Source organism: Alcaligenes sp. 13f, from assembly GCF_020496585.1.
In the GTDB taxonomy this organism is placed as follows: domain Bacteria; phylum Pseudomonadota; class Gammaproteobacteria; order Burkholderiales; family Burkholderiaceae_B; genus Alcaligenes; species Alcaligenes phenolicus.
The window spans coordinates 1-22,250 of record NZ_JAHKKC010000011.1; the positions used below are offsets into that span (position 1 = coordinate 1).

General features: G+C 54.6%; 25 protein-coding genes and 1 tRNA gene. 23 read left to right on the top strand and 3 right to left on the bottom strand.

From position 1 onward, the window contains the following. From KOE80_RS10870 to KOE80_RS10950, 17 genes are all read left to right on the top strand, one after another. On the top strand, nt 1-608 hold a 608-nt coding region (locus tag KOE80_RS10870), incomplete at its 5' end, for a phage baseplate assembly protein V (RefSeq protein WP_319002414.1). Continuing rightward, entirely contained in the window at nt 605-955 is a 351-nt protein-coding gene (locus KOE80_RS10875; RefSeq protein ID WP_226349125.1) for a GPW/gp25 family protein, read from the top strand. The genes KOE80_RS10870 and KOE80_RS10875, both read left to right, overlap by 4 nt. Next, nucleotides 952-1,833, top strand: coding sequence for a baseplate J/gp47 family protein (locus KOE80_RS10880; RefSeq protein ID WP_226349126.1), 882 nt, complete (start codon nt 952-954; stop codon nt 1,831-1,833). Before KOE80_RS10875 ends, KOE80_RS10880 begins: the two co-directional genes overlap by 4 nt. After that, nucleotides 1,833-2,930 carry a phage tail protein I gene (locus KOE80_RS10885; protein ID WP_226349127.1) on the top strand — a complete coding sequence of 366 codons (1,098 nt, stop codon included), beginning with the start codon at nt 1,833-1,835 and terminating at the stop codon, nt 2,928-2,930. The genes KOE80_RS10880 and KOE80_RS10885 overlap by 1 nt, the downstream gene beginning before the upstream one ends. Continuing rightward, nucleotides 2,930-3,289 (top strand): hypothetical protein, encoded by a 360-nt coding sequence (locus KOE80_RS10890; RefSeq protein WP_115634162.1) that lies wholly within the window; start codon nt 2,930-2,932, stop codon nt 3,287-3,289. Before KOE80_RS10885 ends, KOE80_RS10890 begins: the two co-directional genes overlap by 1 nt. Nucleotides 3,290-3,299: 10 nt before the next feature. Beyond that, on the top strand, nt 3,300-4,223 hold the full coding sequence (locus KOE80_RS10895; protein WP_226349128.1) for a hypothetical protein: 924 nt from the start codon (nt 3,300-3,302) through the stop codon (nt 4,221-4,223). A 19-nt stretch (nt 4,224-4,242) separates the two neighbouring features. Further along, nucleotides 4,243-4,554: a hypothetical protein gene (locus KOE80_RS10900; protein ID WP_226349129.1), complete on the top strand. Its 312-nt coding sequence runs from the start codon at nt 4,243-4,245 to the stop codon at nt 4,552-4,554. Nucleotides 4,555-4,587: 33 nt separating this feature from the next. Continuing rightward, nucleotides 4,588-5,688 carry a hypothetical protein gene (locus tag KOE80_RS10905; protein WP_226349130.1) on the top strand — a complete coding sequence of 367 codons (1,101 nt, stop codon included), beginning with the start codon at nt 4,588-4,590 and terminating at the stop codon, nt 5,686-5,688. A 172-nt stretch (nt 5,689-5,860) separates the two neighbouring features. Further along, complete coding sequence (locus KOE80_RS10910; RefSeq protein ID WP_226349131.1) at nt 5,861-6,625, top strand: DNA adenine methylase; 765 nt, start codon at nt 5,861-5,863, stop codon at nt 6,623-6,625. A gap of 111 nt (nt 6,626-6,736) precedes the next feature. Then, nucleotides 6,737-7,921: a phage tail sheath protein gene (locus tag KOE80_RS10915; protein ID WP_226349132.1), complete on the top strand. Its 1,185-nt coding sequence runs from the start codon at nt 6,737-6,739 to the stop codon at nt 7,919-7,921. A 12-nt stretch (nt 7,922-7,933) separates the two neighbouring features. Next, nucleotides 7,934-8,443 (top strand): phage major tail tube protein, encoded by a 510-nt coding sequence (locus KOE80_RS10920; protein WP_115634157.1) that lies wholly within the window; start codon nt 7,934-7,936, stop codon nt 8,441-8,443. A gap of 23 nt (nt 8,444-8,466) precedes the next feature. Further along, a complete protein-coding gene (locus tag KOE80_RS10925; RefSeq protein ID WP_226349133.1) occupies nt 8,467-8,790 on the top strand; it encodes a phage tail assembly protein in 324 nt (107 codons plus the stop codon). 14 nt (nt 8,791-8,804) lie between these two features. Further along, nucleotides 8,805-8,921 carry a GpE family phage tail protein gene (locus KOE80_RS10930; protein WP_115634321.1) on the top strand — a complete coding sequence of 39 codons (117 nt, stop codon included), beginning with the start codon at nt 8,805-8,807 and terminating at the stop codon, nt 8,919-8,921. 23 nt (nt 8,922-8,944) lie between these two features. After that, a complete protein-coding gene (locus tag KOE80_RS10935) occupies nt 8,945-12,412 on the top strand; it encodes a phage tail tape measure protein (RefSeq protein ID WP_226349134.1) in 3,468 nt (1,155 codons plus the stop codon). Between the two features lie 10 nt (nt 12,413-12,422). Next, nucleotides 12,423-12,854: a phage tail protein gene (locus KOE80_RS10940; protein ID WP_226349135.1), complete on the top strand. Its 432-nt coding sequence runs from the start codon at nt 12,423-12,425 to the stop codon at nt 12,852-12,854. 13 nt (nt 12,855-12,867) lie between these two features. Continuing rightward, complete coding sequence (locus KOE80_RS10945; RefSeq protein ID WP_226349136.1) at nt 12,868-13,893, top strand: contractile injection system protein, VgrG/Pvc8 family; 1,026 nt, start codon at nt 12,868-12,870, stop codon at nt 13,891-13,893. Nucleotides 13,894-14,206: 313 nt separating this feature from the next. Next, nucleotides 14,207-14,578, top strand: a complete 372-nt coding sequence (locus tag KOE80_RS10950; RefSeq protein ID WP_226349137.1) for a hypothetical protein — start codon at nt 14,207-14,209, stop codon at nt 14,576-14,578. A 32-nt stretch (nt 14,579-14,610) separates the two neighbouring features. Here KOE80_RS10950 and KOE80_RS10955 read toward each other — a convergent pair whose 3' ends face one another. Next, nucleotides 14,611-15,084 carry a helix-turn-helix domain-containing protein gene (locus KOE80_RS10955; RefSeq protein WP_226349138.1) on the bottom strand — a complete coding sequence of 158 codons (474 nt, stop codon included), beginning with the start codon at nt 15,082-15,084 and terminating at the stop codon, nt 14,611-14,613. Nucleotides 15,085-15,087: 3 nt separating this feature from the next. Between KOE80_RS10955 and KOE80_RS10960 the strand changes: the two genes are divergently transcribed. From KOE80_RS10960 to KOE80_RS10980, 5 genes are read left to right on the top strand one after another with little or no spacing between them, the layout of a single operon-like run. Beyond that, nucleotides 15,088-15,282, top strand: coding sequence for a hypothetical protein (locus tag KOE80_RS10960; RefSeq protein WP_226349139.1), 195 nt, complete (start codon nt 15,088-15,090; stop codon nt 15,280-15,282). 4 nt (nt 15,283-15,286) lie between these two features. Beyond that, a complete protein-coding gene (locus tag KOE80_RS10965) occupies nt 15,287-15,571 on the top strand; it encodes an ogr/Delta-like zinc finger family protein (protein WP_226349140.1) in 285 nt (94 codons plus the stop codon). A 4-nt stretch (nt 15,572-15,575) separates the two neighbouring features. Continuing rightward, a complete protein-coding gene (locus KOE80_RS10970; RefSeq protein WP_226349141.1) occupies nt 15,576-15,950 on the top strand; it encodes a DUF551 domain-containing protein in 375 nt (124 codons plus the stop codon). Then, nucleotides 15,947-16,117, top strand: a complete 171-nt coding sequence (locus tag KOE80_RS10975) for a hypothetical protein (RefSeq protein WP_226349142.1) — start codon at nt 15,947-15,949, stop codon at nt 16,115-16,117. Before KOE80_RS10970 ends, KOE80_RS10975 begins: the two co-directional genes overlap by 4 nt. Nucleotides 16,118-16,123: 6 nt before the next feature. After that, nucleotides 16,124-18,805 carry a toprim domain-containing protein gene (locus KOE80_RS10980; protein WP_226349143.1) on the top strand — a complete coding sequence of 894 codons (2,682 nt, stop codon included), beginning with the start codon at nt 16,124-16,126 and terminating at the stop codon, nt 18,803-18,805. A gap of 283 nt (nt 18,806-19,088) precedes the next feature. Here KOE80_RS10980 and KOE80_RS10985 read toward each other — a convergent pair whose 3' ends face one another. Both KOE80_RS10985 and KOE80_RS10990 read right to left on the bottom strand, forming a co-directional pair. Next, complete coding sequence (locus KOE80_RS10985; RefSeq protein WP_226349144.1) at nt 19,089-20,366, bottom strand: tyrosine-type recombinase/integrase; 1,278 nt, start codon at nt 20,364-20,366, stop codon at nt 19,089-19,091. Between the two features lie 191 nt (nt 20,367-20,557). Next, a tRNA-Phe gene (locus KOE80_RS10990) sits at nt 20,558-20,633 on the bottom strand. 294 nt (nt 20,634-20,927) lie between these two features. On the opposite strand from KOE80_RS10990, the gene hemA reads away from it, so the two are divergent. Next, the gene (gene hemA / locus KOE80_RS10995) at nt 20,928-22,202 is read left to right on the top strand and encodes a glutamyl-tRNA reductase (protein WP_021447198.1); all 1,275 of its coding nucleotides are present in this window, start codon (nt 20,928-20,930) and stop codon (nt 22,200-22,202) included. The last annotated feature ends 48 nt before the right edge of the window (nt 22,203-22,250 follow it).

Below are 22,250 nucleotides of genomic sequence, written 5' to 3' on the forward strand. Positions count from 1 at the left end.
ATCTGATCCGCGTCGGAAACGTCGCCGAGGTTGATTGTGCCCATCCGTCCCGCGTCCGTGTCGCCATTGGTGATCTGACAACCAACTGGCTGCGCTGGCTGGAATTACGTGCCGGTGACACCCGCACTTGGTCCCCGCTGACGGTGGGCGAGCAGGTCGTGGTGCTGGCTCCCGAGGGGGACTTATCTGCAGGTATCGTGCTGGCCGGTCTGCCCTCCGATGAACGACCCGCGCCATCGTCAAACCCTGATGCCATCGTCACGACTCACAAAGACGGCACTCGTCATGAGCATGACGCAGCAGCAGGCCATTTGGCGACCACTGGCCTGAAGACTCGCCTTTTGCAGGCGTCCGACTCCATTACCCTTAAAGCCCCTCTGATCACTTTAGATGCCGACCAGGTCGTGTCCACAGGCAAGCACACCGTTGAGGGTTTGTTGACGTACCTAGCGGGTATGTCTGGTCAAGGCGGTAAAGGCGGCAGCACCCGCATTAGTGGCGAGTTTCGCCATAGTGGCGGTGAGCTTTCCTCCAATGGCGTGGTGTTGCACATCCACGTGCATGGCGGGGTTCGCTCGGGCGATAGCGATACGGAGAAACCACGATGAGCCGCTATCAGGGCCTGAACATGATGACTGGCCGCGCCGTGACGGATCACGACCATCTGGCGCAGTCCATCACCAAAATCCTGACCACGCCGATCGGCTCCCGCGTGATGCGTCGAGAGTTTGGCAGCTTGCTGCCTGAGCTGCTGGACCATCCTTTGAACGATTCCACGGTCGTGCTGCTGTATGCGGCATCCGCCACTGCTTTGGTACGCCAAGAACCACGCTTGCGACTGACGCGGGTGGAGCTGCAGCCAAGTCATGATGCGCCTGGTCAAAGCGACCTGGTCGTTCATGGCTATGAGCGGGACCAGGATTTGCCGGTCACTGTCCCAGTGAGCTTGCCATGAGTTTGTCTGACACGATTGACTTGTCGCGTCTGCCGCCTCCTGCGGTTGTTGAGGTGCTGGACTACGAGGCCATCCTCGCACAGCGTAAAGCCCGCCTGCTGGAGCTGCTGCCTGCCGAGCAGCGTATGGCCTTGGCCACTGTACTGGATCTAGACTCCGAGCCAGCGACCATTCAGTTGCAGGAGAACAGCTATCGAGAGTTGGTTTTGCGCCATCGCATCAATCAGGCAGCACGCTCGGTTATGTTGGCCACGGCCACAGGGACCGATCTGGATGCGCTCGTGGCGCTGTTGGGCGTAGGGCGTATGCAGATTGCCCAGGATGTTTTTGAGAGTGATGATGATCTGCGTCGCCGCGCTCAGCTGTCGCTGGAAGGCACCACCTCGGCAGGCTCTCGCGGTTCGTACCAGTTCCATGCCTTGTCTGCCCATCCTGATGTGGCCGATGTGTATGTGGATTCGCCTACGCCGGGTGAGGTGCGCCTTTATGTGCTGTCTCGTCGCGGTAATGGCACCCCGTCTGCACAAGTGCTGCAGGCTGTTTATGACTCCGTATCAGCTGAAGACGTCCGACCGCTGAGTGACTTTGTATCAGTTGTGGGGGCTGAGCTTGTTTCATTTGACGTAGCCGCTTCACTGTTTGTTCAGACGGGACCGGCTCCGTCTGCGGTGCTTGAGAATGCCCGAGCTGCGCTCCAGGCCTTCCTGGACAGGCCACGTCGTATTGGTGCGAGTGTTGCCATTTCTGCTATCTATTCTGAGTTACATCAACCAGGCGTCGTCCGCGTGGACATGACCAGGCCGACTACGGACATTGAGTGTGCGCCTCACCAGGCCGCTTACTGCCGGTCCATTGATCTGCGTGCCGAGGTGGCTTGATGGTCAATTTATTGCCACCGAACTCCACGACGCTGGAAAAAGCACTGGCCCAGGCCATGGCCCCGGAGCTGGATCCATCTGCCGATCTGATCCGTACTCTTTGGAATCCCGAAACGTGCCCATTGCAGCTCTTGCCCTGGTTGGCCTGGGCCTTGTCTGTCGATCTGTGGGATGAGTCCTGGAGCGAGGAGGCTAAACGTGCAGCCGTCGCGGGATCCATTGCATGGCATCGCAAGAAGGGCACCCCCTGGGCCGTCAAACAAGTCCTGGCGTCTATCGGCTTTCCTGACTCCCAGATTATTGAGCATCGGATCCTTCACCAGGCCTGGCTGCAGGCCGGTGGCGAGCTGCTGGATGGGGTCGGTTTCTTAGATGGTTCTGGTGATTTGTCGCCACCGCCAGGAGATTTTCGGTTTGCCACCAATCACTGGGCGGAGTTCGCAGTCAAGTTGAATGTAGGTGAGCAGGAATGGATAGATACACGCCAGGCTGAAATTCGGGCGATCTGTCGGGCCTATGGCCCAGCTCGTTCGCACCTAGTGGCCATCATCCTGAGTTCGCTGCATTCATTCGACAGCACGATCCGCATGAAAGGCTTTAAAGCCAAGGGCAAAGTCGTGTTTGACGGGTGCCGCCGGTTTGTTGTGCCTGGCTTTGACACGTTGAACGGTTGCGACATTCTGGGCGGTGACTCAGTACCGAATCTCCTTGATGGTTCTGGCGTCCTCGATGGCAGCTCCCATTTAATTCCTTGGACTGCGACCGGCGAACCACTGGACGGTGGCCAATTGGCCATCTGCGAGAGCATCAGCATTCCTTTGCAGGCCGGTCATTTGGGCGGTAACCGTGCTGAACCGCCAGAGGTGCTGTGTGGCGGCATGCTGCTTGATGGTCGTTACACCATCTCCGGCCCATTGCTGGACGGCCTGGATGCGCTTGATGGTCAGGGCGACCTCTCATATCCCTTGCTTTTAACCCCCGATGATTGCCTGGATGGCACATCGAACCTGGGCGATATGCCCGGCCCTGACATGCCCTGGTTCAGCGGCATGCTGCGCGTGCGCCGGGGTGCTCAGGTGATTCAGGAGCCTATCTGATGAGTACGACTGCAATCGCGGCTACTTATGCCTACCGCAAGAAAGTTGCCCTGGCTGCAGCTAATGGCGGCAGCCTTCCCAAGATCGCCTACCTAGCCTTCGGTACTGGCGACCGGCCTTACAGCCTGGACGATACCGCGCTGCATCAGCAATTCCTGGTTGTTGCGGCACAAACCTCAGTGTCTGGCGTTCTCGTCAAAGCGACAGCGGTGCTGACTGGCGTGCAGCTAGGCCAGAAGACATTGCGCGAAGTAGGTGCATTGGCGCAGGACGGCACCTTGCTCGGTCGTCGTGTGTTGCTTCCCAAGCAATTGGAGGCAGAGGCCCAGATCGAGTTTGAGCTTACTTTCCAATATTGAGGATTTGAACATGGCCAATTTGACCGGCAACCCTAAAGCGTTTAAGAGCACGCTTCGTAAGCTGGAAACTACCGATCCAAAGCATCCAGATACCTGGAATCCGAATTATCAGACGCTGATCGACAACGATGCCTACCTGAAGCAGTTCGCGGATGAGGTTGCTGGTGCTCGATCAGGCAAGGCCGATTTGTCAACTCGAATAGATGAGTTGGCCGGTAGCGTGGCAGGCCAATCGGAAGAGGCTGACAACAACAAGGTTGGCATTTTGCTATATGCGCTGCAGTTGGCAGGCCTGGCTAACTTAGGTGTGCAGAACCTGCGGGATGTTGCTCAGCAACAGGGTGAATTGCTTATTGCAAACCGGGGTCTGGTACGTGGGTGCGAGGCCAGTAAATCTACTACTGCTACACGGAACTTGAATTTTACTGAGGGTGTTTGTTTTGCTCAGGGACGGGCATTCTCAGTACGCGGCACCGATAATTCGGCCAGCGTGCCCAGCAATCCGTCAGGTGCAGCAGTGACGGTACGGGCCTATCTGTTCCAGGATAGCAATGACGTATGGCGCCCTGCTGTCACGCCCATTGGTAGCAGCATGCCGCCAGGTGCTATCCCGATGTATCAGCTCACCATCCCATCCGGTAATACGGATGCCACCGATCCTTATCTGACGAACGTGATTCTGACGAGCGTACGGCGCTTTGAGCCTGAGTTCCCTCTTATGTTGGATAGCCCGCCCAATCAGTCTGTCGTTATTAGGCTTGTTAATGCCTCGGACTATCAGCTCATTTTCGATGTGGTGGAGGCGCAGGGAGCACCCTGCGGCATTGATGCGGTGGTGGCTAGCAGTCGCGCCACAAATGGCTTCGTTGTTTCGTTGCATAGCGCAGCGGACAACGTCCGAGTGCGCTGGAAGCTAGTACGTCTGAGCAATTAATTACTTAAGGAGAAATTTGATGGCACGCATTGAACTCAAACAGCCTGGCCAGGCGGTAGCTGATTTTTCGGTGAATGGCCACCTCATCACCATCGCTGGTGTCTTGGTGGACTGCCTGTCTCTTCAAAATGACAGCGCCCAGATTATCGAGGTGCGTCTGTCTGAGCGGGGTGCACACATTGGTGGTGAGGGCGCTTATCTAGCGCATATCGAAATCCCTGCGAAAGCATATGCAGAGGTTGTAGTAGGTGAGGGCGATGTCGTCGAACGTGTAGCTCAGGATCTCGACGCAAACGCCATTACCGTGACTCTGTGGCCCGTGGCGAACTGATCAACGTAAAAAATATTAAATGGAGTTAATCCAATGCCCAGCATTTATGTGAAAGACGAGTTGCGTGCAGCTGTTGAGGCGGCCAGCGGTGGCAAACAAACCGTGTTGTACACGGCTAGTGGTCAGCCAAGCATCATGAACATCATCCCTAAGTTCAACCTGGAGGACATCGACCCGAGCCTGGGCAGTGGTGTTCACCCAGCGTTTATCGTGGGTGGTGTTGAGAAACGGGAACTGTTCATCGGTAGCTATCAGGGCATTATCAAAAACGGTGAGTTCATTTCACTCCCTGGTGTCGATCCAAGTGTGTCGGCTCCCTATGATTCCTTTATTAACGCTGCGCGCGCTGCTGGTCCGGGTTTCCACGTAATGACCAACGCGGAATATGCGGCCCTGGCTTTGTGGTGTTGGAAGAACGGTTTTCAGCCGCGTGGCAATACGAACTATGGGCGCTCGCATGAGGCGACCTATGAAACGGCACGACGTCAAGACGCTGGGGCGCCGGGCGATACCAATAATAATGGCCGCAGCCTGACTGGTTCAGGCCCTGTATCTTGGCGTCATGACAACAGCCCGAATGGAATCTCCGATCTGTGCGGAAATATTTTGGAGTGGGCGGCAGGCATGCGTTTGGTTGATGGTGAGATCCAGGTGATTGCAAATAACGATGCAGCCCTGCATACCACCGATATGGGCCGTAGTTCTAAGGCTTGGCGTGCTATCAGTTCCAGCGATGGTGCCCTGGTTGCGCCAGGGACGGCAGGAACGCTCAAGTATGACGCGGGAACCCCTACGGGAGGAGATGTCATCTTGTCCAATAGCATCGTTAACCAACTAGGTGATTCAAACGATGACTCGAATAGCGCCGGTTCAGCGAGTATGTCAGTGAAGAATCTGACTGCAAAGCCGGGTCTAAAGGTGCCTGAACTTGTGAAGGCTCTTGGTTTGTTTCCGGTTTCAGCCGAAGGCATGAAGGAGGACACAATCTATATGCGTAACTTCGGGGAACGGGTGCCATTTCGTGGTGGTAACTGGAACAACGGTTCGAGAGCGGGCATATTCACATTGAACCTGTCCTACCCACGCACGAGTAACCTCACCAATCTTGGTGCCCGTCCTGCTTTTGTGGAATAGCGCGTACCAATCCGGGCTTCAAAGCTCGCTAAGAAAGACGCGGCGCTGCCCCAGGTGTTAGAGCACCAGGAGCAGCCCGCTTCAGCAGTGTGTACCTGCATGAGTTGGCCAAGGCCGCGCCACCTGTCGACAGGCGGGGCAAAGGTTAACATACATAACACACCGTAACACAATGACTTCCCCCATTATTCCCTGGATGGGCGGCAAACGCCGTCTGGCCAAACACATCTTGCCCCTTTTCCCCGAACACCAGTGCTACGTCGAACCCTTTGCTGGTGGCGCTGCCATGTTCTTTGTCAGACCTGAGCCAGCCAAGGTTGAAGTGCTGAACGACATCAACAGTGACCTGGTCAATCTGTACCGGGTTGTGCAGCACCACCTAGAAGAACTGGTCCGTCAGTTCAAATGGTCCTTGGTCAGTCGCCAGATGTTCACCTGGTTAAAACTGACAGACGTGCGAACCCTGACAGATATTCAGCGGGCAGCGCGGTTCTTTTACCTGCAGCACACCGCATTCGGTGGCCGTAGTTATGGCCAATCGTTCGGGATCGCTACTACGTCTAAGCCACGTCTGAATCTGCTGCGTATTGAGGAGGCGCTATCGAGCGCCCACCTACGGCTGTCACAAGTGTTTATTGAGAACCTCTCATGGCAAGAGATCGTGAAGCGCTATGACCGACCGCATACGCTTTTCTTTCTGGACCCGCCTTATTGGCAGCTCTCAGGATACGGAGCGGAGTTCACCTGGGATCAGTATGAAGAGATGGCCACCGTCATGCGTAGCATGAAAGGTAAAGCTATTTTGACGATCAATGACCATCCCGATATAGCCGAACTGTTCCAGGAGTTCCGACAGCAGAAGGTGGGTATCCAGTACACGGTAGGTCAAGTTGCCGAACGTAAGAAGTCCTCCGAGCTGATCATTTGCAACTGGTAGCGTGGTGCTTCTTCGTAACGGCTATCTGAGAAATCACCAGCGGTGAACTACGCCGCCATGCACGCCACCATAGAGCTGTTCTAACCCGATCACGCTCATAGGGAGGCCCGCATGGCGGCTGACTATCATCACGGTGTCCGTGTCACTGAAATTGAAGGTGGCACACGACCCATTCGCACTATTTCTACCGGCATTGTCGGCATGGTGGCCACGGCTGACGATGCTGATGCCGAACTTTTCCCCCTCAATCGCCCGGTTCTGCTGACCAATGTGCTGTCTGCCGTGGGTAAGGCCGGTGAGAAGGGCACGCTGGCCCGCTCGTTGGATGCAATGGCTGCCCAGGCATCGCCCACTACGGTGGTCGTGCGTGTGGCCGAAGGTGTAACGCCAGAAGAGACCACGGCCAATGTGATCGGTGGTTCCGATGCCTCCGGTCGATACACCGGCATGCAGGCCTTACTAGCGGCGCAGTCATCCGGTCCTCGTGTCAAACCCCGCATTATTGGCGCCCCAGGGCTGGAGAATGCGGCCGTTACTGCCGAGCTGGCCACCACCGCACAAAAGCTGCGTGGCTTTGCCTATGCCTCTGACCTGGTCAGCCAGACCAAGGAAGAGGCCGCCGCGTTCCGTGAGACATTCGGGCAGCGCGAGCTGATGCTGATTTGGCCTGAGTTGATGCGCTTTGATACTGCATCCAAGAAGGAGTCGGCCATTGCTGCATCCGCTTTTGCCTTGGGTTTACGTGCCAAGCTGGACGAGCAGGTAGGCTGGCATAAGACGCTGTCCAATATCGTCATCAATGGCGCGACGGGTATCTCTCGGGATGTGTTCTGGGATCTGCAGGATCCAGCGACTGATGCGGGCTATCTGAATGAAAAAGACATCACCACCCTGATTAACCGGCAAGGCTTCCGGTTCTGGGGATCCCGCACTTGCGCCGGTCCGCAAAGCCTATATCCCTTTGAGAACTACACACGCACGGCGCAGGTCCTGGCCGACACGATGGCCGAGGGCCATATGTGGGCGGTTGACGGTCCGATGAACCCATCCTTGATCAAGGACATCATCGACGGGATCAATGCCAAGTTCCGCGAGCTGAAGTCCCTGGGCTACATCATTGATGGCCAGGCCTGGTTTGATGAGGAGCCCAACACTGCTGAGGTACTGCAGTCGGGCAAGGCCTACATCGACTACGACTACACGCCGGTCCCACCGCTGGAAAACCTGAATTTCCGTCAGCGCATCACTAACCGCTACCTGGTGGACTTCGCTCAGCGCGTCTCCCAGGCGGCATAACAGGGGCTAACGATGGCATTACCTGCAAAGCTCAAGAATTTCAATTTGTTCAACGAAGGCCAGAACTACATTGGCCAGGTCGAAGAGATCGTCTTGCCCAAGCTGACCGCAAAAATGGAAGAGTGGCGAGGTGGCGGCATGGACGTGCCTGTCGACATCGACTTTGGCATGGAAAAAATGACGATGGAGTGGACCGTGGGCGGTTTCGATCCCCAGGTGTTCCGCCAATTCGGATCTATGACACATGGTTCCTTCGGCCTGCGTTTCGCTGGTGCCGTGCAAAGCGATGATGTGGCCGAAGTGAAAGCACTCGAAATTGTGGTGCGAGGCCGTCATAGCGAGATCGACATGGGTACGGCCAAGGCCGGTGAAGACACCAAGAAGAAGATCACGACCTCGCTGAGCTACTACAAGCTCACGCTCAATGGCGAAGAGCTGATCGAGATCGATGCCATCAATCTGATCAAACGCATTGGTGGCAATGATCTGAGCCAGGGCATCCGTGCCGCTCTGGGCCTGTAAACCTTTTTCCGAAAGAGAAAACCATGAAAGACGAAACGATCCAGACACAAACCCCGGTCGCTGCTCAGCCTGGCCAGGTCGAGCTGGACACTCCCATCAAGCGCGGTGCCGATGTGATCACGCATGTGCAGTTGCGTAAACCTAAGTCCGGCGAGCTGCGTGGCCTGAATTTGTCCAACCTGGCCAACCTGGACGTGTCCAGTCTGATCAAGCTGATTCCCCGTATCAGTCAGCCAGCCCTGGTAGAACAAGAGGTGGCAAATTTGGATCCGGCTGATTTGACTGCCCTGGGCGTGGAAGTTGCCACTTTTTTGGCACCGAAGAAGCTGCAGCAGGACTTCCAATAAGTGTGGACGAGATCATGGCCGACCTGGCCGTGGTCTTTCACTGGCCGCCGTCGGCCATGACAGACATGACCGTGTCTGAACTGATGGACTGGCATGAACGCGCCCGCGAGCGCACTCAGCCCGAATCCTGACGGATGTAGGGTCTGGAATCGACATGAGCAAGACCCTACAACTCAAAATTCTCACTGCCCTGCAGGACAAGATCTCCGCTCCACTTCAGAGGATCCGAGGCGGGGCAGGCACATCCTCCCAATCCCTGAAGCAATTACGCGACCGGCTGCGCGGCCTGGAGGCCACCCAGAAGGATGTAGGCCGTTTTCGGGAGCTGTCGGCTGGGCTCAATCAAACCAAAACAGAGCTGCAGCAGGCCCAGGGCCGGGTTCAGCAGTTAGCACGCGCAATGGGCGGGGTGGCACAGCCTTCCCGAGCGATGCAGCAAGAGTTCAAGCGTGCTGTGGCGGACGCGCAGCGACTTAAACAAACGCATGGCCAGCAAATCACTGAGCTGCAGACATTGCGCACCAGACTCAACTCTGCTGGCATGTCGACCCGTCAACTGTCCTCTGGCGAACGTGAGTTGCGCTCAAACATCGCTCAAACCAATCGTGCGTTGACGGAACAGAAGTCGCGCCTGGACCAAGTCGCCCGGCAGCAGCAGCGTGTCAATGAAGCAAAAGAGCGTATGGCTCGCGGCCAAGCCCTGTCCTCAAGCATGGCTGCCAACGGCGCGACCGGGCTGGCCGTGGGGACTGGTGCGTTGTACGCCGGCGCGAAGATGATGGCTCCTGGTCTTGAGTTTGATGCCACCATGAGTAAGGTGCAGGCTTTATCTCGTCTGGGTAAAGAGGATGCGGCATTGGCGGCATTGCGCCAACAAGCGCGGGAGCTGGGTGCAGATACCATGTTCAGCGCCACAGAGGCAGCGCAAGGGCAAAGCTTCTTTGCGATGGCTGGATTCAAGCCCGAGGACATCATCGCCTCGATGCCTGCCATGCTGGATGTTGCAAAGGCGGGGGACATGGATCTGGCTCAGACGGCAGACATCGCCTCCAATATTTTGACGGGCTTTAGCCTGCAGGCAAGTGACATGACGCGAGTCGGTGACGTGCTTACAGCTGCGTTCACCAGGTCAAATACCTCTCTGTATATGCTTGGCGAGACCATGAAGTATGCGGCACCGAATGCCGCCGCCTACGGTCAGGACATCGAAATCATGGCCGCAGCAGCCGGGAAACTGGGTGATGCTGGTATTCAGGGGTCAATGGGTGGTACTGCCTTACGGGCAATCCTGAGCCGTCTTGCAGCTCCGCCCAAAGAAGCGGCTAAAGCGCTGGACCAATTGGGCATCAAGGTAAAGGACGCGCAGGGCAACATGCGTCCCTTGCCGGACTTGTTGGAAGAGATCCACGACCGCACAAAGAAAATGGGCAATGTTCAGCGGGGTGGGCTGCTTAAGCATATTGCAGGTGAGGAGGCCGGTGCGGCCATGACTGTGCTGACGCAGCAAGCTGGTAGTGGTGAGCTGCAAGCGCTGATTGCGACGCTTCGAGAAGCGCAAGGCGAAGCTTCAGCAACAGCCAAAACAATGGGCGATAACCTGGTAGGCGATTTGGACGAGCTGAGCAGCGGCTGGGAAGATCTGGGCATTCAGTTGCAGGAGCAGCAGAACGGAGCTTTGCGCGGCCTGGTGCAGTCTGTCACAGGACTTGTTGGGAGCATCAAAGCATGGACTGTTGCGAACCCTGAACTGACTTCGGGCCTGATTCGCGTGGCCGCTGTTCTGGCGGTTGTTATCGCTGCCGGTGGTGCGTTGACGCTTATGCTGGCCTCCATTCTTGGCCCGATAGTCATGGTTCGGTTCGGGCTCAGCATGTTGGGGATCAAGGGAGGAGGCGCATTATCTCTGCTTGCGAAAGTGGGTGGAAGTGCTTTTTCAATGCTGGCTCGTGGCTTTTTGGCGTTCAGTCGCTTGTTGCTACTCAACCCCATTGGCTTGGCGATCACTGCAATAGCGCTCGGTGCTTACTTGATCATCAAATACTGGGAGCCAATCCGGCAGTTCTTCGCTGGGTTATGGAGCCAGATTCGGTCCGCATTTGACCAAGGGGTAGGTGCCGTAGTCGCACTCCTAGTGAACTGGTCACCTTTGGGGTGGATCTACAAGGCCTGGGCAGGCGTATTGCGTTATCTAGGTGTCGAGGTGCCAGGTTCGCTAAGCGAAGCGGGTATGGCGATGCTCCGGGCTTTGGGCGAGGGTGCCACTCGGGCCTGGGCCGCTGTGCAGGCTTTGTTTACACGGCTTTGGTCGGGATTAATACAGGGGGCAGACCTGGTCGTTAAGTACTGGCAACCTATTCGGCAATTCTTTGCTGGGTTGTGGGGCCAGGTCAAATCCGCGTTTGACCAGGGAGTGGGAGGAGTAACTGCTTTGCTGGTGAACTGGTCGCCTTTGGGCTGGGTCTACAAGGCCTGGGCCGGGGTGATGCGCTACCTGGGCATTGAGTTACCCAGCTCGTTGAGTGAAGCAGGTATGGCAATGCTGCGCGGCCTGGGCGATGGTGCAAGTCGTGCCTGGTCGGCAGTGCAGGGGCTATTTACAAAGTTCTGGTCTGATTTGTCGCTGGGAGCATCAGGGGGTTTGGCTGGCATTGGTGCAGTCATTCTTAACTGGTCACCGTTGGGGTTGTTCTACCAGGTGATGTCTGGCGTCATGTCCTACTTTGGTGTGGAGCTACCTGAAAAATTTACGGGCTTTGGCTCGATGATGCTGTCGGGCCTAATCAACGGTATCCAGGGAATGGCCGGTGCCGTAAAGGACTCGATCACCGGCCTGGGCGACCAGGTCACCGGCTGGTTCAAAGAAAAGTTGGGGATTCACTCGCCCAGCCGTGTTTTTATGGGCTTTGGCCAGAATATTTCTGAGGGCGCGGCTATCGGTGTGACGCAGCGTAAGCCGACTGTAGGCAAGGCTGTTAAGGGGCTTGTCGCAACCGTGCTGTCTGCTGGTGTGGCAATGGCCGCTGGCGCAAATCCCTTGCAAGCCCAGGCACACAAGTACATCTCTAAAGCGGTTGAGGCAGTGGAGCAAGCGAAGCCTTTGGAGAAACTGCAGGAGCTGCGTGAGCGGAGTCGAACGGTTCCAAAGGTGCGTAAGCCAATCGTTCGTAAGGATCCTATCCCACAACTGGTGAAAGATGAGGGGACGATCCGCTGGCAGGAAAAGCTGCCTGTGTTGCCGCCGCCGGTGCCCACTACTGTGAGTGATGCGAGTAATCAGCCCATCTCTATGCTGGATCAATTACGCGAGCGCCTGGGCAGTTTCTTGGCCCCAGCCGGTGATGTGCTTTCTCGCGTGGGTCAGACCGTGGAGCAGGCCTTGCAGCGTATGGGTGCTTTGGTGTTCGACAGTCGACCATCTATTTATCACCAGGTCCAGCAGAACACTTATCGGCAAGAGTCCACAAACTCCCGCTTTAGCCAGGGAGGCGACCACATCGAGATCAATATCTATCCGCAGGCTGGTCAAAGTCCAACGGACATCGCGCAGGCTATACGTGTAGAGATGGAACGCTACGAGCGCGAGAAGCGTGCCCGGCAGCGCTCCAGCCTAACCGACTATTGAGGATCCCAAAATGATGATGGCATTGGGTCTGTTCATGTTTGGAATGAACACGGCAGCATATCAAACCCTTGAGCGGCAGACATCCTGGCGTCACGCGCAAAGCAGTCGTGTAGGTGCCAGAGCTGCTTTTCAGTACCTGGGCGTAGGCGACGAAACCATTACTTTGCCTGGGTGGCTCGCCCCTGGCCAGATGGGCATGGCAGCGTCTATCAGTTTCTTACGGAACATGGGTGATACGGGTAAGGCCTTCACTTTGGTGGATGGCCTGGGTTTTTTCCATGGGGTTTATGTGATTACGAACCTGACGGAAAGCCAGTCCGTACACAATCAATTTGGTCAGGCTCGTCGTATCGAGTTCAGTGTGTCCTTGACTCGCATTGATGAAGATAAAGCCGATGCCTTCCTGGGCGATTTAAAACTCCCATCACACGTATTGCTGTAAGGCGGCATGCTTTATGAATCCCCTTTATCCTCGTGCGGTTTGGCGCGTGCTGTTGGATGGTAAAGATCTGGCACCGGCGCTTAATCCGCGTTTGATCAGTCTGTCGATTCGAGAATGTCGTGGTGATGAGGCTGACCAGCTCGACATTACCCTTAGTGATCACGATGGCTTGTTGGAGATTCCGCCATTGGGAGCCGTGCTTGCAGTCTCAATTGGCTGGAGTCATATCGGCCTGGTCGACAAAGGTACGTTTACGGTAGACGAGCTGACGCATAGCGGCACACCCGACATCATCACGTTGCGTGGCCGCTCTGCGGATATGACCAGTCCGCTACGCACACGTACTGAGCGCAGCTTTCATAAGAAGACCGTGAAGGAAATTGTGGAGGCTGTGGCGGCAGATCATGGCTTGACGCCAGTTGTGGATCCGATGTTCGCGAAGATCAAGGTGGAGCACATTGATCAAACCAATGAGTCTGACCTGGCTTTCTTGAATCGTATTGGCAAGCGCTACGATGCCGTGGCCAACGTCAAAGATGGGCGACTGGTGTTCCTGGTGATTACTGGTGCCAGAACTCAGAACGGGCAACAGATGCCTCTGTTGGAGCTGCTACGAAGTGATGGTGATAGCCATAGCTTTCAGCAAGTGGGGCGGGATTCGTATACCGGCGTTAAAGCAATGTGGCTTGATACCCGTAAAAGTAAGAAGCGCTCTGTGGTCGTAGGGGTTCTGGGCAATGCCAAGCACCTGCGCGAGACATATGCCAACGAGACAGATGCTTTACAGGCCGCACAGGCTGAATGGCAGCGGATCCGTCGCGGCACAGCAAGTATGAAATTCAGTATGGCAGTGAGTCGCCCCGAAATGACACCACAGTATCGGGTCAAGTTTTTAAATATGAAGTCACCTATTCGGGAGATTGAATGGCTTGTAAAAAATCTGGAGCACAGCCTTGATGGTTCTGGTGGTTTACGACTGACGCTTGATCTAGAAACCCAAGAAGTCGAAGAACTCGAAAGCGAAGAAGAAAACGGATAGGGCTAAAATAGGCCCCTAATTAAAGGGGCTTAGCTTCTAAGTTTTTAAAATCAAAATGCGAACGTCAAACTGATCTGACTTGCAGTTAAGCCTGTGGCTTTTTTTTTAATTCGGACAGGTCAGTTTCCTCTAGTGGCGTAGCTTCTGCCAGGAGATCCCTTAGGTAGTCACGGTGAGGCGTAGTCTCCGTGGATGGTTCGCCAAAAAGATAATGCACGTTCATGCGGTATTTACAGCTCGTTGGTTGAAAAAACAAAATGTTATAAAAGATTACTTTATTAACATCCGCTAGGTCTATCAACGAGGAGAAGTAATGCGTTTTATGGTTCGCAGTTTAGTTGCAATTTGGATGGTGCTATTTGCATCAATGGCCCTAGCACAGCAATGGTATGAAGGAGGAACGTTGCACGAAGCAACCTTGGTAGAGTGGAATCAGGCAGCGCCAGAAAATAAATTAGCTACCATAGGAGACATGGTATCTGCCACATACAACCAAGGAAGTTTTGTTCCTCTTATTCAGAACACAATTAGTAGTGGCCGCATGCCGGCGATTAAGAAAATTGCTGAAACGCTTGTTGGGCAGATGGACCAGGTAGCGAATGACCCTAAAGTTTCAGCTTCTGATCATATGGTGGTAGAGGCACTGCTCATGCTCATGATGGCCAACGATATGCTCAAAAAATGATTTGAATCCAACCGCTCAGCAGAGCGGTTTTTTTATGCGGCTTTGCTAAGCAAGCGGGCCAGCGGTTTGGCTTCACCTTCCCCATGTTTGACAGCCATATACAGAGCTTCAGCAGCTTTGCGCTTTTTCTCTGATGGCAGCGTTTTCTTGGCCTCAGCCAGCGCCCAATCAATCGCTTCCCAGGCATCTGATAGCGCTGATAGTTCGTTGGCTAGTGACGGACCATTCGCAGCGCGTACACCAGAAAGCAAATAGCAAGTGTCTACCTTGTTCTCATGCAGCGCGCATAAATACTTCGCATCAGGGCTGCGTACATCCTTTTCGTAGTTGATCTGGCTCACCTTTGAGACACCGGCTAATGCGCCGAAGTCCGCTTGCGACAGTCCAATCCTTTCCCGTTCTTCTTTTAAGCGCTGCCCAAAGGTAAACATTTCTTTCCTTTCTGGTTGACAGGTAAACGTTTGTTTACCACAATAACGAATGTCACTTCTGTTATCGAGAGTCACGCCATGAAACATACCACTAAGGGGGCAGCACGCACCAGCCCCGAACAAAAGACCCAAATGATCGGCTTGCGTTTACCGCCAGCCGAGATGGCCCAAGTACGTGAGTTGGCTGCTGCTGACGAACGGACCCTTGCACAGTTCGCCCGAATCTGCTTCCGCATGGGGTTGGAGCAGATGCGTCAGGGCAAGAAGGAGTAGCGCTATGGCACTCCGTGTAGGCATGGACTGCCCACATTGCGGCAGCCGTGCGCAGATCCGAACCAGCACCGGCGTTTCCCGGACGATGCGCAAAGTCTATTTCTTATGCAACAAGGTGCCATGCGGCCATTCGTGGGTAGCCACGTTGGAAGCCGTACGCACTATTTCCCCTTCCGGTCTACCGGATCCAAGTGTTGACCTGCCCGTCATGGAGCGGTCCGAGGTCGAGCATGTTTTTGATGTGCTCAACCAGTCGTCACAGAGGAGCATTTTCGATGTCAATGAGTAATTCAATGCGTAGCACAACGGCAGTGGACGACCAGTTTGTTTTGCATCCTGACGATGTGAAAGAGGGTATTCGAGCACGGGCCTTGTCAGTTTATTTGCCTGACGCCACGAAAATGACCGAACCAGGGCAATGGATAAGTGTTTATGACCGGCTGCCAGATGTTCCTCCGGGCGTTCTTTCGAGCACAAAAGTGCTTGCGTTTTGGGAAGGTGGCGATCCAGATGAAGAGGCAACAGGGCCTGACGTGAGCTTGTGTGGAAGCGATGGTCGCTGGCAGCGTGCGAACGGTGAAATGGACTACCACGGCAACGGACGCGTTACTCATTGGCAGCCTCTGCCTGAGCCACCTGGTGTAACTGGTGAAGGAAAGCAGACATGAAACAGATCCGCCCATCTGCCGAGCAAAAATCTTTACATCGGCATCTCACTCAAGGCCAGTTGAACCTGGCACGTGCCAGCGCAGTTTACGAGCACAAGTCTTTGATAAATATGGAGGCCAGGAGCGCTTTTCGCGTTGCTGAGTTCCGCAAATTGGTTGACCGTTAAATGCTCATGTCCCCTGACATTTTGAACGAAGCCTTGATCAAGCTGGGTGAGTTTGACTTCAAGGAGCGCTCCGGCTGGCTGCGGCAGGGGCGCTGCCCTTCCTGCGGCAAAAAGGAGCTGTATACCAAAGCTGATAATCCCTGGGTCATTAAGTGCGGCCGCCTAAATAAATGCGGCTATGAGGTGCCAATCAAGGAGCTGTACCCGGACCTATTTGAACATTGGTCTCGTCGCTACCCCCAAACAAAGGAAAGCCCCACTGCAGCTGCAGATGCCTACTTAAACATAGGTCGCGGGTTTGATTTATCGCTGATTAAAGGCTGCTACACGCAAGAGAGCTACTACGATAAGAACCTGAATATAGGTACGGCTACAGTGCGTTTTGCTGTTGGCGATACCTGGTGGGAGCGTCTTATTGATGAGCCAGGCCGCTTTGAGAAAAAAGCTAATTTCAAGTTTGGGGTACCGTTCAAGGGGCATTGTTTTGTTCCTCCGTCAGTCAAGCTCCAGGAGGTTCGCAAACTCTGGATTGTGGAAGGGATTTTTGATGCTATCGCGCTGACTCAGGCAGGGGCGCCAGCGATCGCGGCAATGACCAGCAATGTTTACCCAGCATTGTTCTTGGATCAGTTGCGGGAGACCCGTAAGGGTCGTTTGCCTAGCCTGGTCTGGGCCTTGGATGGTGATAAATCAGGACGCACATACATTCCGAGGTGGAAGGCCCGTGCAGAGAAAGAAGGGTGGCTTTGTCAGGCAGCTATCATTCCGCAAGGGAAGGTCAAACGAGACTGGAGTGACCTCCTGCTTTTTGACCGTAACCAGGAGGATCCGGCCAGGCACTACCTAAGCAGCAAAGGGCTTGAGGAGTTTCTTTACGAAGGCGCAGTTCTAACGTCTAGAACAGCTGCAGAGCGTGGTCGGCTGATTTATGAGAAGAAAGGCCATAACTCCTTTGAGTTTGGCTTTGGCAATCGTCAGTACTGGTTTGACCTGGACATTGAGAAATACAACAAGGCAATTGATCGAATCTCAGAAGAAAAATCAGGCCTGGACCAGGAGGAATTACGCGAGCAGGCCATGCGTGAGTCTGGAAGCGTTCGTGAAATTGCCAATTGCTTGCCTACACCCCTGTACTTTCAACAGAACAAAATCACTGATGAGTCCTGGTACTACTTCAGAGTGGAGTTTCCACACGATGGCGCAGCCATCAAAAATACTTTTACTGCTGGGCAAATTTCTACAGCGAGTGAGTTCAAGAAACGGCTGCTAGGTATCGCACCTGGGGCCGTCTATACCGGCTCCAATTCCATGCTTGAACGGACCATGCGGCATCAATTGTTCGATATTAAGCGAGTGGAGACCGTGGATTTCATTGGCTATTCGCGTGAGCACGATACCTATGTGTACAAAAATGTGGCTGTGCGGGATGGCAGGGTCTATCCCCTAAATGAAGAAGACTATTTCGACGTCGGCAAGCTATCTATAAAAAGCCTACTGCAATCAGTGGATGTTCAGTTGAATAGTGACCTGCGTGACTATAGGTCCGACTGGTTTCAGTTCTATGCAGAGGCGTTTGGGAGTAATGGCCTGGCTGCGCTGACCTTTTTCTTTGGATCGCTTTTTGCAGAGCAAATCCGCAAGGAGCAAAAAAGCTATCCATTCTTAGAAATAGTAGGGGAGGCGGGCGCCGGCAAAACTACAGTGATTGAGTTCCTGTGGAAGTTGCTTGGGCGTGATGAGCATGAGGGGTGGGACCCTTCAAAATCCACGAATGCTGGGAGGGCGCGTAACCTTGCCCAAATTTCAAACATGCCATCGGTGCTGATCGAGTCCGAGCGGGAGCAAAGTGGCGACGGCAAGGCTCACGTTAAGTCGTTTGATTGGGACGAGCTAAAGACGGCCTACAACGGTCGCAGCCTGCGGTCGCGCGGTATGGCCACAAGCGGGAACGAGACCTATGAGCCACCTTTTCGAGGTGCGATTGTTATTGCTCAAAACAATGTTGTCAGTGCTTCTGAGGCGATTCTTTCTCGGATCGTGCATTTGTATTTTGACAAATCTAACCACACGAAAGGCTCAGCTGCGGCATACAAACGAATAAGTGGCATGACAGTCGAGGAGCTCAGTGGCTTCACGCTAAGGTCGATTTTGCGTGCCAAGGACGTGCTTGAGCTTGTTGTGTCAAAAACTGAGGAGCATAAAACAGCGCTTCTTGAGGAAGAGGGTATTAAGAATGTGCGTACTGCTTTGAATCATGCCCAGATGATGGCGCTTGCTGAAGCACTGCAACTGATCGTGCCAATGACCGATAACCAGCTTCATGAGTTGCATGAGCATTTTCGATTGTTGGCCAAGCAGCGTGAGCAAGCCTTGAGCGCCGATCATCCGCTGGTCCAGGAATTCTGGGAGGCATATGACTACCTGAACGGTTCAGACCCGGTGGCACCGCGATTGAACCATTCCCGTGACCCTGGGTTGATAGCCATCAATTTGAACCATTTTATTCAGGCAGCTGCAGAGGCTCGGCAGCAGATCCCTGCCATTCGGGACTTGAAAAAGGTCTTGAAAACCAGCAGGCAGCATAAGTTTTTAGATCGGCGTGTGGTCAATAGCGGGATTAAAGAGCGCGAAAGCCAGCCAGCCGGTACCAGCACTTCTATGAGCTGCTGGGTCTTCTCAAAAGAGTAGGCGTTATGCAGAACAGAGAAACTTTGAAGTCAATGATTAAACACGCCGAGGGAGGGTGTAATGTCTGAAAAAAAGCTCAATCCTGACGGCTTGTACCGTTGGAGGGATATTGCAGGCATAGTGCCAGTGTCCAGGGAGACTTGGCGCAAGCGGGTGACAGCTGGGACAGCACCGGCCCCTGTCCGGCTCAGCCTGCGTTGTACATGCTACCGTGGCCAGGATGTGCTGCTCTGGCTACAGGATCCTGGGGCTTACCGTCAGGATCCACCTAAGCAATAGGACATTACCCGTTGGCTGCTCGTAACAATGGGACCACATTGTTGCCGGTGGCCAGCGTGTCTAAGTAGTCGGACCAGGTCTGCATCAGCGCTACACGCTCTTTGAGCCAAGTTGTGCGGTTGTAGGCCCGCCCAAGGCTGTCAGAGACCTTGTGGCTGATCTGTAGCTCCAGCAGATCCTGGTCAATACCGAGCAGCTCGACAGCCATTGTCCTGGCAGATGCTCGGAATCCGTGTACTGTCATTTGCCCTTTAAATCCAAGCCGCTTGATCGCGGCCATTGGCGTATTGTTTGAGATAGGCTGCCTTGGTTTGAGCGGTGACTGGAACACCATGCCGCTGCTGCCGGTTACCGGCTGCAGTATCTTAAGGATCTCGACAGCCTGACGGGACAGAGGCACTAAGTGCGACTCCCAGCCGGTCAAGGATATTTTGGTGTCACCCAGTTGATCCTCTCTTTCTGACGGGATCTCCCACATGGGCGCACCCCACTTCTTCCCTTCTAAATCGAACTCAGACCACATGGCCAAGCGTAATTCTTTTGGGCGCTGGAACAGCATGGCGGACAAACGGAGGATGCACCTTGTCACCAGCTCACCCTGGTAGCCGTACATGCTGCGCAAGAGTTTCGCAAAATCACGAGGATTGGTGATAGCGGCAAAGTGTTTGGCCTTGGCAGTGACCAGAGCACCACGTAGGTTAATGGTGGGGTCGTAGGAGGCCCGGCCAGTTTGGATTGCGTATCGGAACACCTGGCCACAGTTCTCGCGGGCACGGTGAGCTGTCTCTATTACTCCACGTCCTTCAATTCGATTCAGAACGGCCAATAGCTCAGGTTCTTTGATGTTGTCCATCGAGAGTGAACCGATCCAAGGGAAAACATCCCGTCTAAGTCGTGCAGCCACTTTCTCAAAATGGCTCGGTGCCCATATGAGTTGTTTCTTAGCCAGGTATTCCTCAGCCACGCTTTGAAAAGTGTTGTTGGCTGAAAGGGCGGAGCGCACCTTGTCGACTTTGCGTTGTTGCATTGGGTCGACGCCGTCCGCAAGGAGCATTCGCGCCCTGGTGTGTAGATCGCGAGCGCGGATCAAGCTGACTTCAGGATAGATACCCAGGGCGAGAGTTTGGCGGCGACCGTGGAAGCGGTAGTCGTAGCGCCAGTATTTGGATCCTTTTGGGTCGATGAGCAGATACAGGCCACCGCCATCTGTGAGGCGGCGGACCTTCTCGGCTGGCTTGGCTTGTTTACAAGCCAGGTCAGTCAATTTTGCCAGGGTGGCCATAAGCGTTTTGCAGTGAAAAGACAGTATTTTTTTGATGTACCCGAGTGATTCAGGGTTCGTACTGTCAACTGTACTGTCAAAACAGTTTGCTGTCCTTGGGCAAACCTGGGCATCGTTGGGCAACAAAAAACCCGCAAAGCCAGTGCTTATGCGGGTTTGTTGGCGTTGCTGGGCAACGTTGGGAATTCGGGTGGTGGCCTGGGGCGGAATCGAACCACCGACACAAGGATTTTCAATCCTCTGCTCTACCGACTGAGCTACCAGGCCAACGTGTACTGCTCGGTAAAAATAGAACTATACCACGTTTTTTATTTGTGCGCATAGTACAACAAAAAATTTATGCATCTTTTCGACTTCAAATTTGCCGTACCCCTAGGGGGAGGCCCTTTTCAGCGAAAAGAGGGCTGCATAAAGGAGTGCAATTGTAATCACAAAAGGGCAATTCAAGTAACATTTTTGGCAAAATTGCGGCTTGCGGCGTAAAATCACTTAAATTTCATGCGTTTTGCCTTTGCAAAATTGCCAGTCTTGGTCTTTTCAGGGCTATAGCCTGTACTGCTCATGTCTGTAGATGTTCTAACCTTCGGTCTGAATCATGTGTCCGCGCCCGTTGCCGTGCGCGAGCGCGTTGCGTTTCCGATCGATGTGTTAAAGCCTGCGCTTGATACCTTGCGTGCCACGTTCGGCACCGGTGTCCGTGAAGCAGCCATTCTGTCTACCTGTAATCGTACCGAGATCTACTGTGCGGCCGAGCCCCATGTGGCTGAGCGTCTGCCCGAATGGATGGCAGACTTCAACAGCCTGCGCTCTGCCGAGCTGACCCCCCATCTATACCGCTACAACCAGAACGAGGCCGTGCGCCATGCGTTCCGTGTTGCCAGTGGTCTGGACTCCATGGTTCTGGGCGAGCCCCAGATTCTGGGTCAGATGAAAGATGCCGTGCGTGCCGCCAACGAGGCCGGCTCGCTGGGCACCTTGTTGCATCAATTGTTCCAGCGCACCTTCTCGGTGGCCAAGGAAGTCCGTACGCAAACCGCCATTGGTGCCCATTCGGTGTCCATGGCTGCCGCGGCTGTTCGTTTGGCCGAGCGTGTGTTTGGTGACCTGAGCCAGGCCAAAGTGCTGTTTATTGGTGCTGGGGAAATGATCGAGCTGTGTGCCACGCACTTTGCAGCAGTGAATCCCTGTAGCATCGTGGTCGCCAACCGTACTCAGGAACGGGCTGAAAGCCTGGCCTCGCGCTTCATGGCCAGCACCATGAAGCTGGCCGATGTGCCGGATCGTCTGGCAGATTTTGACGTGGTGGTGTCCTGTACGGCCAGTACCTTGCCCATTCTGGGTCTGGGTATGGTGGAACGAGCCGTACGTTCGCGTCGTCACCGCCCTGTGGTCATGGTTGATCTGGCCGTGCCACGCGATATTGAAACCGAAGTAGGTCGTCTGGACGACGTGTACCTGTACACCGTTGATGATCTGGGCCGCTTTGTACAACGGGGTGCCGATGCCCGTCAGGCCGCTGTGGTGCAGGCTGAAGCCATTATTGATACCCAGGTGCAGCATTACATGCACTGGCTGAGCACCCGTGCCATTGTGCCGGCCATTCTGGATGTGCAGCAGTCGGTCGAAAAAGTACGTCAACACGAGCTGGAGCGCGCGCGCCGCATGTTGGCCCGTGGCGATGATCCAGCAGAAGTCATTGAAATGCTGGCGCATGGCCTGACTCAAAAGTACATGCACGGCCCGATGGCTGAATTGACGCGCAGTGAAGGTTCCGAGCGCGAGCAATTGTTGAATCTGCTGCCTCGTCTGTTGCCCTCGACCACCCGTCGACGTTAGCGTTTGGGCTGTTGTCTGTTCACCGACTTTCCTGCGGTGCAGCCCGAT

Coding starts and splice junctions, on each gene's coding strand:
- KOE80_RS10930 (WP_115634321.1), top strand. CDS start 8,805: ATGGCCGACCTGGCCGTGGTCTTTCACTGGCCGCCGTCGGCCATGACA.
- KOE80_RS10980 (WP_226349143.1), top strand. CDS start 16,124: ATGTCCCCTGACATTTTGAACGAAGCCTTGATCAAGCTGGGTGAGTTT.
- KOE80_RS10940 (WP_226349135.1), top strand. CDS start 12,423: ATGATGATGGCATTGGGTCTGTTCATGTTTGGAATGAACACGGCAGCA.
- KOE80_RS10875 (WP_226349125.1), top strand. CDS start 605: ATGAGCCGCTATCAGGGCCTGAACATGATGACTGGCCGCGCCGTGACG.
- KOE80_RS10880 (WP_226349126.1), top strand. CDS start 952: ATGAGTTTGTCTGACACGATTGACTTGTCGCGTCTGCCGCCTCCTGCG.
- KOE80_RS10925 (WP_226349133.1), top strand. CDS start 8,467: ATGAAAGACGAAACGATCCAGACACAAACCCCGGTCGCTGCTCAGCCT.
- KOE80_RS10885 (WP_226349127.1), top strand. CDS start 1,833: ATGGTCAATTTATTGCCACCGAACTCCACGACGCTGGAAAAAGCACTG.
- hemA (WP_021447198.1), top strand. CDS start 20,928: ATGTCTGTAGATGTTCTAACCTTCGGTCTGAATCATGTGTCCGCGCCC.
- KOE80_RS10920 (WP_115634157.1), top strand. CDS start 7,934: ATGGCATTACCTGCAAAGCTCAAGAATTTCAATTTGTTCAACGAAGGC.
- KOE80_RS10970 (WP_226349141.1), top strand. CDS start 15,576: ATGCGTAGCACAACGGCAGTGGACGACCAGTTTGTTTTGCATCCTGAC.
- KOE80_RS10945 (WP_226349136.1), top strand. CDS start 12,868: ATGAATCCCCTTTATCCTCGTGCGGTTTGGCGCGTGCTGTTGGATGGT.
- KOE80_RS10890 (WP_115634162.1), top strand. CDS start 2,930: ATGAGTACGACTGCAATCGCGGCTACTTATGCCTACCGCAAGAAAGTT.
- KOE80_RS10905 (WP_226349130.1), top strand. CDS start 4,588: ATGCCCAGCATTTATGTGAAAGACGAGTTGCGTGCAGCTGTTGAGGCG.
- KOE80_RS10910 (WP_226349131.1), top strand. CDS start 5,861: ATGACTTCCCCCATTATTCCCTGGATGGGCGGCAAACGCCGTCTGGCC.
- KOE80_RS10960 (WP_226349139.1), top strand. CDS start 15,088: ATGAAACATACCACTAAGGGGGCAGCACGCACCAGCCCCGAACAAAAG.
- KOE80_RS10895 (WP_226349128.1), top strand. CDS start 3,300: ATGGCCAATTTGACCGGCAACCCTAAAGCGTTTAAGAGCACGCTTCGT.
- KOE80_RS10950 (WP_226349137.1), top strand. CDS start 14,207: ATGCGTTTTATGGTTCGCAGTTTAGTTGCAATTTGGATGGTGCTATTT.
- KOE80_RS10915 (WP_226349132.1), top strand. CDS start 6,737: ATGGCGGCTGACTATCATCACGGTGTCCGTGTCACTGAAATTGAAGGT.
- KOE80_RS10935 (WP_226349134.1), top strand. CDS start 8,945: ATGAGCAAGACCCTACAACTCAAAATTCTCACTGCCCTGCAGGACAAG.
- KOE80_RS10975 (WP_226349142.1), top strand. CDS start 15,947: ATGAAACAGATCCGCCCATCTGCCGAGCAAAAATCTTTACATCGGCAT.
- KOE80_RS10900 (WP_226349129.1), top strand. CDS start 4,243: ATGGCACGCATTGAACTCAAACAGCCTGGCCAGGCGGTAGCTGATTTT.
- KOE80_RS10985 (WP_226349144.1), bottom strand. CDS start 20,366: ATGGCCACCCTGGCAAAATTGACTGACCTGGCTTGTAAACAAGCCAAG.
- KOE80_RS10965 (WP_226349140.1), top strand. CDS start 15,287: ATGGCACTCCGTGTAGGCATGGACTGCCCACATTGCGGCAGCCGTGCG.